Annotated in this window: 7 protein-coding genes; all 7 read right to left on the bottom strand. The window is 58.1% G+C overall.

Features of this window, described 5'->3' with window-relative positions:
* Positions 1 to 127: 127 nt before the first annotated feature.
* The 7 genes from CFE428DRAFT_RS08700 to CFE428DRAFT_RS08670 all read right to left on the bottom strand — a co-directional run bounded on the left by CFE428DRAFT_RS08700 (position 128) and on the right by CFE428DRAFT_RS08670 (position 12358).
* Complete coding sequence (locus CFE428DRAFT_RS08700; protein WP_006979140.1) at positions 128 to 3361, bottom strand: PVC-type heme-binding CxxCH protein; 3234 nt, start codon at positions 3359 to 3361, stop codon at positions 128 to 130.
* Between the two features lie 22 nt (positions 3362 to 3383).
* Positions 3384 to 4811 carry a hypothetical protein gene (locus CFE428DRAFT_RS08695; protein WP_157447462.1) on the bottom strand — a complete coding sequence of 476 codons (1428 nt, stop codon included), beginning with the start codon at positions 4809 to 4811 and terminating at the stop codon, positions 3384 to 3386.
* A gap of 140 nt (positions 4812 to 4951) precedes the next feature.
* Positions 4952 to 5758, bottom strand: a complete 807-nt coding sequence (locus CFE428DRAFT_RS08690) for a hypothetical protein (protein ID WP_006979138.1) — start codon at positions 5756 to 5758, stop codon at positions 4952 to 4954.
* Entirely contained in the window at positions 5755 to 10113 is a 4359-nt protein-coding gene (locus CFE428DRAFT_RS08685; protein WP_006979137.1) for a hypothetical protein, read from the bottom strand. The genes CFE428DRAFT_RS08690 and CFE428DRAFT_RS08685 overlap by 4 nt, the downstream gene beginning before the upstream one ends.
* Before the next feature lie 11 nt (positions 10114 to 10124).
* The gene (locus CFE428DRAFT_RS08680) at positions 10125 to 11060 is read right to left on the bottom strand and encodes a PulJ/GspJ family protein (protein WP_006979136.1); all 936 of its coding nucleotides are present in this window, start codon (positions 11058 to 11060) and stop codon (positions 10125 to 10127) included.
* A gap of 3 nt (positions 11061 to 11063) precedes the next feature.
* Positions 11064 to 11576, bottom strand: a complete 513-nt coding sequence (locus CFE428DRAFT_RS08675) for a hypothetical protein (protein WP_006979135.1) — start codon at positions 11574 to 11576, stop codon at positions 11064 to 11066.
* A complete protein-coding gene (locus tag CFE428DRAFT_RS08670; protein ID WP_006979134.1) occupies positions 11573 to 12358 on the bottom strand; it encodes a prepilin-type N-terminal cleavage/methylation domain-containing protein in 786 nt (261 codons plus the stop codon). Before CFE428DRAFT_RS08670 ends, CFE428DRAFT_RS08675 begins: the two co-directional genes overlap by 4 nt.
* Positions 12359 to 12486 lie beyond the last annotated feature (128 nt).

Raw genomic sequence — 12486 nt, 5'->3', positions numbered from 1 at the left:
TCAAAATCCATTCCCGAGTGGTCTTGAGATAATTCAATGTCCTGGCCGCAACGAGGGCAATTCGCTATAACAATCATGCTTTGGGTGCTGTCGCTTGGGATTTCGCGCAGGCGGAAGATGCGGCGAGTTATCTAAGCGTTTGGAGAAACGCTTGAATGTCTTCGAGCTCCTGCGGCTTGAGAATCAAGCCCATGGGTGGCATAGGAGACGTCCCGAGATTTTCGTAACCCTTGGCCAGCACTTTGTTTGGCTCAAGGAGCGATTCCTTGATGTAAGCGGGGGTGGCCCGCCTGGCGATGCCGTCGAGCGGCGGCCCCACCGTGCTGCCCTGCCCGCGTAGCGAGTGACAAAGCACGCAGGCGACCTGATGCTTATAGAAGATCTGCTCGCCTCGTTTCGGATCGCCCGCCGTGAGCTTCTCCTCGCCGGTATCGGCGGTGACTTCGCAAAGCTTCACGTCGTCATAGAGCGTGTCGCCCCTGCCGACGTGCAGGATGTTGATGCTCGCGGTCGTGCGATTGCCGCTATCGAAGAATGTCTCGACTTCGGTCCAATTGCCTTCTTTGTCGGTAATGCGGCCCGTCTCGTTTTGCGTGCCATTGTCGTTCAAGCTCGCTCTGCCCGTGAAACCGTGAACCTTCACCCAGCCGGAGAGACGATACCGCGTATTTGGCTTGAGCGGCACGTCGGTGAACAGGCTGGTGTCGCCTTCGGTTCGGGTGAAACAGCGCACGGCATTGCCGCCGCTGTGTGGCTGATCCTTCACCACCCTCCACTCGGCGCTCGCGGTGCCTTCGTTCTTGTTATTGTCGCGACGCTTCCAGCCTTCGGGCAGACCATTGGTGCCCACAATCTCAAAGCCGGGATTAGGGAGAACATTCGGACCTTCCTTGTAGGTGATCACCTTGTGTTTTTGCACGAGCACGCGAGCCGCTTCCTTGAGCCATTCGTCGCCCTGAACGATCGGTTCAGGCGCGAGTTTGGCGACGAGATTCTTGATATCCGGAGTGGTCGGCATTTCGCCAAGCTTCACCATCGCTGCGAGCCGCGTGGCTGGGTCGGGATCAGAAATGACACCCGTGCCGATAAGTGATTTATAGCCTCTATCGTCAGCGCTGAGCGCGCGAATGGCGTTGCGCCGCAGCGCGGAGTCTTTGGCAGAAAGTGCGGCTTTCACCGTGGCATCGTCGAGCTGTTGAAGACCTTGCAACGTCCATAGCGCATGAATCGCGGCGATGTTGCCGTCATTGGCGGCGACGATCCTTTTCAACGCCACCACGGCATCCATTTTCTTTCCATCCACGAGCAAACGCTGTGCGGTGAGTCGCCACTGCTGCGTGTCACTGCCGAGTGCTTTGACGAGGTCTGCGGTGCTCGCGCCGCGAAGGGAAGTGATTTTCGCCGGCTGCGGCGCCTTGTCCCACACCACGCGATAGATGCGACCTCGCGAATGGTCGCGCAGCGGATTCTCGTGTGCGCCGCCGGCCCCCGTTTTGGCATCAAAACCCCCGCGGGCCACGCTCGGCGTCGGGTTGTGCTGAACAATGAAGTTCTCCCAATCGACAAACCATACCGCCCCATCCGGACCGACCTCCGCAAAGACCGGGGACATCCATTCATCGCTGCTCGCTACGAGATTAAAGGCATCTTTTGCGACATAGCCTGCGCCGTTCGGTCGCACATCCATGAGTGAGATCAACTTCATCGTGGGTTCGCAGACCATAGCCTTGCCTTGCATCCGCGGAGGGAGCTTCGAAGAGTAAATGAACGCGCTGCCCGTCGCCGCCGTGTAGCCCCCAAAGACATCGACCTGCCGGTAGTTCGTGGTGATCGGGTGCGCCTTGTCTTCGAGGTTGATCTTTTTTGCAGTCATCACGCGCATCCCCTCCGGGACGACCGTCGCCGGGATGCCGCCGAAAAAGATCGGCGCGTTGTTCGCCGTGCCGCCGAAGTCATCGCCCGCCGCGTTGAAACTTTGTCCCCATGAGTTATTCGAGAACTGATGCAGGAACTCCAGTGTCGAGCCATCTGCTTTGAAGCGATAAGTGCCTTGCGTAAAGCTAAGCGGCTTCTTTCCCACCGTTCCTTTGAATCCCGAATAACCAACGCATCCATAAATCCAGTTATCCAGACCGTAGTGGAGGTTATTGGCCTGGGCGTGCGTATCCCGGATGCCCCACCCGTCCATCAGCACCTCACGCACGTCGGCATGGTCATCACCCTTGCTGGATTTGAGAAAGAGCAGCTTCGGCGCTTGGGAGACGATCACTCCACCATTGGCGAAAACGAGGCTGGTCGGGAGATTTAGATGATCGGCGAATACCGTGAACTTGTCCGCCCGGCCATCACCATCGGTGTCCTCGCAAATCACGATGCGGTCATTTCCCTGGCCATCCGGTCTCACCCCGTGCGGATAGTCGGCCGTCTCAGCGACCCAACAGCGTCCACGGTCATCCCAAGCCAAGGCGATCGGCTTCATGATATTCGGCTCGGCGGCGAAAAGCTCGAGATGCATGTCGGCCGGCACCTGCGTGCGGTCCATCGAACCCTTGACGCTGAACGGATGTTGAAACGTGATCGGCTCAGGGCGCTTCTCGTAATTGGCGACATACGGGTTCGGCTCGCGCTTCTCCGGTTCGCGTTGTGCCAGGAAGCGTTCCCAATCCTTCCGGCGGGTATCGCCTACGCTCCAGATGATGGCGTTGCGGAGCATCTTTTGAAAATCGGCATTTTCCCACGTGCGCTTGTCGTGTCCGCTCGCGGTGTAGAAGACACGCCCTTTGCCCTGTTCGCGCACCCAGGTCCACGGCTCGCGCATTGCACCTTCCACTCGCTCGGCGAGAAGCTTCCGTCCCAACGTGTTATGCTGATCGTGGATGTAGGTTTCGTCCCACGTCTCGTATTCGTTCACGCCCTGCATGATGGGGTGGGCCTTGTCCACGATTGCCGCCTTGAAGACACCGGTGGCGTGCGTTTTGAAGCGCGCGCCCACCAGCGCGATGAACCGCGGTTCGTTGCCGAAGCATGCGCTGGCGCTGTGGATCGGCAGAAAGCCGTGCCCGCTCTCGACGAACTCATTCAGGGCCGCGAACTGGTCGGGCGAAATTTTCGGGTAGTTCGCGTAAAGCATTAGCGCATCGTAGTGGCTAAGGGTTTCGCGATTCAGACAGTCGGGCGTGGTCACGTAATCGAAGTAGATCGCCTCGCGTCCGAGCTTCTCCATCAGCAACGCCGCGGCCGAACAACTGTTGTGGACTCTCAAGTCCTCATGCCCAAGAAAGAGGACGCGAATCGGCCCGGAGGCCCCATAAGTAGAAATGGCCAGGACGAAAAACAGCAGCAGGGTACGTAAATTAATCATGGTCGAAATTCGGTGGTTAATGCTAGTCGCCCTCGACCTCAGATGACTCTTTCCCGACGGGAACCAGAGAGACGGATTGCAGGTGCATCACGAGCGTGCCGAGCGGTTCGGGCGAACGGAAAATTACTTCAAAATCGCCCCCTTGGGTCACGGTGACGGATCCGAGTGTCTCGGTCTTAAAATCATCCCATCCGCTGCCCGCTTTCAGCGTGTTGTCGACCGTCTGTCCGGCGACCGTAACGCTGACCTTGCTGCTATCACTGACCGTTGGCGGCAATGTGACGGTAGCCTTCTGTCCTTCACCGTCAATCTGGACTTGCCGCGTGGAGGTGCTCGTGGCCAGTGAATAGGTGGGTTGGATACTGAAGGTGCCGGGCTTGTCGATCCTTACAGGCCATTTGATGAACCCATCCGGGCTGTTCCGCCATGCGATGTATTTTTTCTCGCCGCCTTCCAGCCTTCCAGCCTGACCGTCGATTTCCGCGTTGGTAGCCGTGAGTTTCAAAGAGCCATCGGCGGCCTGGGTAATAGGTTTGTCGGCGATTTCGATTGCTTCGGTTGGCGTCTCGGCCGGGACCAGAATAATCGAGCGGAGATTCATGATGAATCCCAACGGATTTGAGATGGGTTTGACGACCACTGGAAAATCGCCGGGCTTGCTGATCGTGACCTGGCCGGCGTTGCCGATTTGGTAATCCGTCCACGCCTTCGTGGGTTGCGGTTTCGCTTTGACCGTCCAATCACCGACGCTGATGGCGACCTTGCTGCCTTCGTAACTGCCCATGAGGGAATAGTCCAACTCCACGCGGTAATCGCCTGGCTTCTCGCAATGAATCCACCAGATGAGAGACGTACCCACATCCCGCCAGAAACCGATGTTCTTTTCGCCCTTTCTCTCCAGTTGGGCGTTCATCCCATTGATGTCCGCCTCGCCCGCGGTGAGTTTGAAGGAGCCAGCGGCGGATTGCTGGATGGCGTTGCCTCCAATGTCATTAGCCTCGTTTGGCGCGTCGGCAGGAAGCAGGCAAACGCTGCGGATCGTGATGACAAACTCGTGGGACTTCGAAAGCGGCTTGACGATGACCGGAAGATCGCCGGACTTGCTGATCGTGACTTCACCGGCTGTGCCAGTCTGGTAATCGTTAAAGCCACTACCTGCCCTCGGTACCGCTTTGACGATCTGATCTCCGATCGTGATGGTCAAAGGACTGCCGTTATTGTTGCCGATGATGGCATAAGTCAGTTCGACGCGATAATGGCCGGGCATCCGCACGCTTGCCGTCCAGCGAAGAGTCGTGTCCGCGCTCGTCCACCACATGATGTCCTTGACCTCGCCGCCTTCCAACTGGGCGTTGGGGCCTTCAATTTTCACCTCCGCCGCGCCTAGTGTGACGGATCCATCGTCAGCCTGCTTGATCGATTGTCCTGCCTGCTCCGCAGCGCGAAGCATCGTATTATTTAAGACGAGGAAGGCAAATAACCCAGCCAAACCGAGCCTGAGCATGTTGACCGTGAGCCGCTGCATAGTATTAATGGGAGTCATCCGTCCAACTCGTCGGAAAGCCGGCGCGAGGAGTTTCATTTAAGTGCTCAATAAGCTTTTGCGGGTCTGGTCGAGAGCCTCTTCATCTGCTTCTCGCGTTCTTTCACGGCGCTGGCCAGTTCCGCAGGCAAAGTAAGTTCCGCTGTGGGAGGCGTGCCGTATTGATAGATACGCTTTTCCTTCCCGAATGTGACGAAAAGGGGAAGTCGTGTTTCGAGGTCAATATAGGCGACCGCGGCGACTTTTACTTCCTGTGGCGCGGGCTGTCCAAAAGCGATTGCCTGACCAATGGCGATGGCTTCCTCCTCGCGAGCCTTGGGATTCAAGGGACTCACATCGCCTTTAAACTGAATGCAATCTCTTCCCTGATACTTCGCCATCCCCGTATAGGTAGTCGGTGAAATCCAGTCGAGACCGGCAAAGTCGGCGACCGCAAAGTTAACCGAGTAAATGTCCGCTTGCACGGAATCGGGCCAGACACTGGGCTCTGCGTCATCAGACCGCTTCATCACCATCAGGCCGCCGACGTGCCAGATCTCCGTCCGTTTCCCGCCTGTGTCCGTGCTCAGTTCCAAAATTGTCGAACCGGCCTTGACTACGGTTGAAGCCATTATCACCGGCTCTTTACCCTCTTTGTCTTTCGGTTTTTCTTCACCGGTCGTGGCGGCTTTCACTGGTTCCCTTCCCTCGATGGGATGTCCCTGGCAGGTGACTGTCCATGTCGAGTAATCGGGCGCGCGCTTGAGCAAGGGCCCGGGCGGAAGTGCCGGAAGAGAGGGTGCCGGCGCCGCCTGCTGCGCGTGCAACGTGACGGTGACGACCAAGGCTAGACAAAAAGCGGGAAACGTTTTCATTCTTTGACGACTTCGATTTGTTTGTCCAAGACCTGACCCGTGTAGCGGTCGATAGCCAGGTGCACCCAGTAGCGCTGTTCGCCCTCGACGACGAATTTGTCCAAGGCGTTTGCCGACTTAGGGTAGCGGCCGGTCTGCGCCACGACATCGATCATCAAATTCCAGACCCGCGTCTGGCCGACATTGGCGAGCGCCCGGATCGGGGCCTCTCGGAGGCGTTTGATGTAGGCCAGGCTCTCCGTCAGCGAGCCGGCACTGGCTGGCGTGAAGACGGAGCTCAAATCCTTGCCGGAAGTGTCAACCGTATTGCCGCTGAATCCGATGTAAGAGAGTTTCCCGTCCGTATAATTTGGCGACGCCAGATCGATACCGCAGTTGGCACTCGCTACGACCGGCGTATAAGTAACTCCAGTTGGTGGCGCGCAAGCGACCGCCGCATTCCACTTACCAACGAGCTCCGAGACGTTCTGAAGAGGGCCGTAATCGGGCGTCGTGTCGGAGGTGCGCGCAGTCAGGTTGGTCGCAACAGTATTCGCCAGGGTGCTCGAAAGCGAACCGATCGTGGTATTGGTGATCTTTGGATCGTCCACGCAGGCCCCGGCGGCAATCGCCGCCAGCACAGGCGCCTGACGGGTATTCAGATCGACCTTCCCAGCAACGAGGCCATTCGGATCGCTGGTCTCGTTGATGCAGAAGAGGTCCAGCAAAGCGGCATCGCCGCTTTCCGGTGTAAAGAAATCGAGGTTCTTCCACGGCAGATCCCGAAACACATAGCCCAATTCCGCGACATTCCGGAACGGCCGATGAAGCAATAACGGACGGCTTTGGGACTGGGCGAACGATCCGGGGTCCGTCGCTGCACCTTTGCTTGCCGGGGTGATCAAGGACGCCGGTTTAAGCGGGTAACCCTGAACACCCGTCGTCGGCAATCCCACTGGTGACGAGGCGCTGATATTGGTGCCAACCGGGACATACGCTCCGGAAGCGCGGCGGACTACTCCGTCGGCGTCAGCATAATAGGAGGGGCTGACCGGGCCGTAGGTTGGGTCATTGTAAGGAGCGTCACTGTTATAGCGCCCAACATAGAATGGAACAGCCGGATTGTTCTGCGCATACATCCCCGGAGCAAACATATAGGCAAAGCATGGCCCATGTGTCCCTCGGGTATTAATCAAAGGACGCGTCCAGCCGGCAGAAAACGAAGGAAAAGGCACATCTTGCGCCCAAATTCCATCCAGGAAATCGGTGCCAGAACCTTTCGTCGCTCCTCCCGGGGGCAGATCGCCACGATCCACATCGGCAAAATAAAAGCCCGCGGAGAAATCCGGCCGAATTGGGTAAGTAATACCTTGAGGGATCGCAGAACTTCCACCGGAATCATAAGCCCATCCATTGGCTCCGCCGTTATCTGGCGGGGACGCGGCGGTATACATGAGGGATCGCCCATAGTTCATAATACCCATCATCATCCCGAAGCGAGCTGAGCGTGGATCGATGGCGGCCGCCCAACTGAAAGGGGAAAAGCCGTTCGGGCCTTTTATCACACACGGCGAAAATCCGCCTCTTGATTGGTAAGAGAACAGCCCCTGCGTCGTCCGGGCGTATTTGGTATCATAGGTGATCCAGTTGCTGACGTTGTTTGGGTCCTGATACTGGAGGCGATAAGTGAAATAGACCCGGTTATTGCCAGCCGCGGTTGTAGATCCGTGCCCGATGACCGCTGTTCCGGTACACAGGACGTCGGGGTTGTTGTTCTGCTTAAACGCCAGCGGAAAGCTTCCCAAAACGAGGGGGGCGAAAGGAGTTCCGGCAGGGTCCAGATTGGGGTTTCCGGTGGGAAGAGGATTGGCGTCAATCGAGGTGACGTTTCCCGCGGTGCGTGAAGCGCTGCCTCCGGTATAGGATGTCCTAAAAATGAGTGTCGGCTCCCGAAATAGAGAACCATTGCTGGTGGTGTCGGTAAAGGTAACCGAATCGCTGACCGGCGAGCCCGTTGTCGAAGTGGGATTCGTGCTTGCATTGTAGGAGAAATCGCCGGGGCTGATTCCTAAACCTTGATTGGTTCCAGCGGTGCCGGTTGTCTTCGTGGTCGCCTGTGCAGCGCACCAGACCTTTTCGTTTGGACTTCCGTTGGCAAGGGAGACTGGATCATTGCTGTCGATGACGACCCTGAAGTTGCTGGGGCGCAGCACGCTTTGCGTTCCATTTGGATCATAAGGGTTCCACACGGCGGGCACCTGGATTGCATAAGCTTTCCCGGGATCAGTAATGGTTGGATCAGGATCAGTAGGGATTTTTTTTGCGACTGGCCTCGGATATTGAAAGGGATTGGGATCCGCATAATTCCCATAATTGACTGGCGGAGTTGAAATGGGTGCCTTCGTCCGAAGCACGCCATTAAAGACATAGCTAAGATACGGCAAATCGGTGACGCCTTGAAACTCCCATGCACCGCGGGCGCTCCCGTCATCAAAGGTGATGCGCATTGGATAACTCGTCGGATTCACCGCGCTGAGGATATTCGCCCCGATCTGGATGATATGATAATCCACCGAAGTATCGAAATTATAGCGCAGGTTCGCGGGGACTTGCGGACCAAAATAGCCGGGAGGGATATAAGAGGCATTATTCACCGCGGTGGCGGACGACACCGCCGCCTTGCCCAACGACCCGACAGTGATACCGGCTTTCAGTAGCTCGAAGAAATCGGGCTCACGATTGGCATCCTGGACGTATTTGGCGGCGTTCGCAACCGTGCCCGCCGGCCGGCCGACGAGCATGATGATACCGGTGCCGGTATTGCCGCCGTTGTGAATGTCGTATTGCCATCGGTTGTTTGCGCCATCCCACGTAAGACCAAAGTACTTCTGGATGGAGGCAGCGGTGCCAAGCTGGAGATAGGACCAGGGGATGCCGTTGTTGATGAGTACCTGGATATCGGGGTCGCCCTGCGCCCGGGTCGCGCTCGGGCCCTTGTAGGTAATCCAAGCGAGGCGCTGGAGGGCGAATCGCTGGTTGACAAGCGGATCACCTGCTTTCGCCGTGGATTTGTCGTTCCGGGTGAAGGAGGTGGGGACCCGCACAGCCGGAAAGCTGGGATTGATGAACTTGTCGCCGCCGAAGGCGTTGTTGCCCCCGAGGTTCGCCGCGAGCACGACAGGTGCCGCAGGGTCCGTCTGCACCGCGGGGATATAAGATGGTTGGTTGAGGTCGCGGCTGAAGGTGCCGAGATACTGAAGGGCATTCTGGAGGTTGGCGCGTTCTTTCTTGGCGGCGGCGTCCTGGCTGGCGATGCCCGAAAGGAGCAGTTTCATCAATTGCTGGCGGCCAGCCAGCATGCGATCGGACTGATTGTTGTAGAGCGTGGTATTGCTGGTCGTGAGGAAACCTTTGGTGTTTGCGGTAACGGCTTTGAAGTAGTTGAGTCCGGATGCGGTGGTGAAAGCGGGCGTGGGGAAGTCGGCGGGGGCCTGAGTGGTGGCGTAGTTACGCCAGGCAATAAAGGCATCGATTTGCGCCTGAGTGAACAGGGAAGAGCCGGTCGTGTCCTTGAGTTGGGTCAGATCGGCAAAGGCCAGTGCGCTTTTGCCGCCGGCCTGCGCGGCGGTTACGCCGGTGGGAAAGCCGGCCACATTCATGTCGAGCAATCCGCCTTCATCATAGATGTTGTAGGCATAGCGCCCCACGACAAAGGAATTGCCGGCCGCACTGGCGAGGGCGGCATTCCAGGCCGTCGGGTTCGATCCATCGCGCGCTACGAGAATCCAGTCTGGCGCGGTGTAACCGTTGGCGCCTGTGGCCGGTGTGAAATCGGTATCACTGGTTGGATCCTGCTTGGGCAGTAGAAGCGCCTTATTCCACCGCGCTGTGCTCCAGGAGCGGAAATTTTGCGAAAGGGTGGTCGTCGAGACGTTTGCTGCTCGATTACTGGCCGGATAATTGCCGGTGTCGTAGTCCGCGCCCGCGTAAAACGGCTGCTGATAAGAGCTGCGTTTTACAAGGTTGGGAAGGGCCTGATCCGTGGCTGGCAAACCGACGCGATAAGGCACCACCGTAGCGTTCGTTTTCGGAAAGTAGAGGTCGGTGTTAGGAGCAGGACTGGGAGTTGCGGCGGGCGCCTTCGATCCAGCGGCGATCTCTTGCTTCAGATCTCCGATCAAGGTTTCAACGGCGCCTTGGGCAAACAAATCCACTTTGGTCTGGGATGCACTACTGTTCGAGACCTGCCGCTCGGTTACCGCACGGGAAAGAAAGGCTACGACCAATCCTAAAAGCAGAACCAGAAACGCCAGGACAATGACGAGGGCGATGCCGCTGTGATGGCGGACGGACGGTGCGGATCGTTGCATGCTCATGGGTGGGGCTTCTAAGGCGGATTGAGGGGGAAATGCTTCTCGTAAAAGCGGATCTGGGACGCAGCGGCTTGAGGAATACCGGCAGTTTGGGCGAAGCCGGGGGCGAGTAACTGCTGGCGCCAGTGCGCTTCCATGAGGACCGGCGGATTGGCCGAAAGATCCGCCGCCGTCAGATCATCGAACACCTTGCTGACTTTGCCGATATCCGCGATCTGCTGCGACGCGGCATCCAGGACGACCAACCCGACGACAATCGCCGAGACATCCTTCAAGCTGTGAACGGTCGGGCTCCCGCTGGCGGTCGGATCCAGGACATAAGTTCCATCTTTCATCTGGAAACAGAACTCCAGCCGGCAGACTTGATCCGCGAGAACGTGAAAATCCGCGTCCGTCCCATCGTAATTGGGCGCGCTGCCGATGGCGCCGGCCCAATTGTTTTCCAGCAGGCTTTCCGGAAGGGGTGTCGGTTTCGGCGTCGTCGCGGTCGGCGCGGGGTAAGCGAGAAAGACCGCACTCCCCGGCTGCGTGCTCGAGGCACCACCCCAGTTCAACTGCTTGCCGAGGCGCTCGACCTGATAGCTGGAATTGATGCGATAACCGAGCAGCGCCAACGAACTGCGCATGGCGAGATTGCTCGCCGAGCCATCGTAGTAGGCCGGTGCCTCGCTATAAAAAAACATGCGGTCGTTCCCAGCCTGCTTGGAAAAAAGATAATCCACATCCGTGCGCTTGGGCATACTGGCGAAATCTCCCGCCATGCGATCGAAGACGAGTCGTGCCTGGCTGTCGGCATCCGCGTGTTTCCGGCTATAGGTTGTGACGAGCGTCGCGTTATTCACCAATTGGGCGACAAAGGTGATCATCAGCGTGAGAACCGAAACGGCCACGATCAATTCGGTGAGGGTGAAGGCGGCTAAATGACGGTATCGAGGGAAAATTCGCTTCATGCGCTAGTTCCGATTGAGGGCTGTGATGACTTCGTATGACCCGCTGTATTTCGCCGGCGCCACCGCGCCTTTCGGGTCGGCCATCGCCGGCCAGGTGATCAAAATTCTGACCGTGGTGGCGGTCTTTTGCGTAGTGTCGGTCGGAGCCGTGATGAAGAGCGTGACTCGATAACGAGGATCAAGGGACGGGTCGGCATTCGCATCGATGCCTCCAGCCACACTGCCGTCTTCCTTGAGAAACAAGGAGTGGGTTACGCTGCCCGAGAGAGGCAGAGGCACTTGGTAACGCGGGGAATTCTCCTCCGCTGCCGGCACCACCACAGGCGTGGTGCGCAGATCGGCCACCAACCCAGCGGCGAGCCCGGCGGCGACCGTTTGTTCGCTGCTGGCTTGATTGCTGTTCAACCCGACGGGAATCAGCCCGATGATCGCGACGAGCGCAAAGACTGCAATGCCCAGCGCGAGCGCCACTTCAACCAGCGAAAATCCAGAATGACGATCGTTTCCTTGCTTCATGGCCGGTAGACGCGAACTGCGCCCGTCATTCCGTCGATCTGGATGGCCGTGATTGCGCCCGTCGGCGTGGACGGCACCCGCGGAATCAAACTGCCGTGCGCCAACTGAACATCGATCTCCATTCGGGCGGCGATGGTGTCCTGATTCGTCGCCGTTTGAATCCTCGCGACGCCCTGCGGGTCAAATTGAATGACCTTTTCGAAATCGTACTGTCCGGAGTGCAAGGCGGTGGCCAGCGGCCAGGAAAAGGGAGTGACCGACTGGCATGAGGCATCGCCCAAGGAATAGGTGCCGCTCACCGCAGGGCGGGCCATCGATCCATTCGCCGGCGTGCTACCAAGGGAACTCGCGAGATGGATGTTCTCGTAAACCTCCAGCTTATCGAGCGAAACGAGCCACGCGCCGTTATTGTAATTCGTCCACGCGGGATTAGGCAGATTCGAAGTCAGGTCATAGCCCCGCGTCCCATCGCGGACGGCAACGGTCGCGACGGCAACACGTCCGCCAGCCGTGGTGTTGGCGGGAATTTGCGGCACGGCATCCGCAGGGGTGTCGGCATTCACTTCGGCGATGCCGACATACACATAGAGATTATTGGCCATGGCATAAGCCCGCGCGCGTTCCAAAGTTCCGGCGATTCCGGTGGCGGCGTTCGTCAAATCGTTGGATGACTTAATCGAGGTAAAGGCCGGGGCGAGAAAGCCCGTCACGATGCCGATGATGGCGACCACGACGAGCAATTCCACGAGGCTGAAAGCTTCGCGGCGGGAGCTGGCTGTCATCCCTGGGGGTATGCGGAAAACCATGCGTGGATAATGTGTTCGGCGGCGGCTACTTCCCAAGTCACATAGACATGTGACAGCTCGTGCTTCCGCCCGGGCGTGCCGCCGTTTGCCGTTCGCGAAAAGCG

This window comes from Chthoniobacter flavus Ellin428, from assembly GCF_000173075.1.
Taxonomy (GTDB): domain Bacteria; phylum Verrucomicrobiota; class Verrucomicrobiia; order Chthoniobacterales; family Chthoniobacteraceae; genus Chthoniobacter; species Chthoniobacter flavus.
Note: the sequence above shows the minus strand (reverse complement) of the source record. Positions and strands in the feature narration are given on the sequence as shown.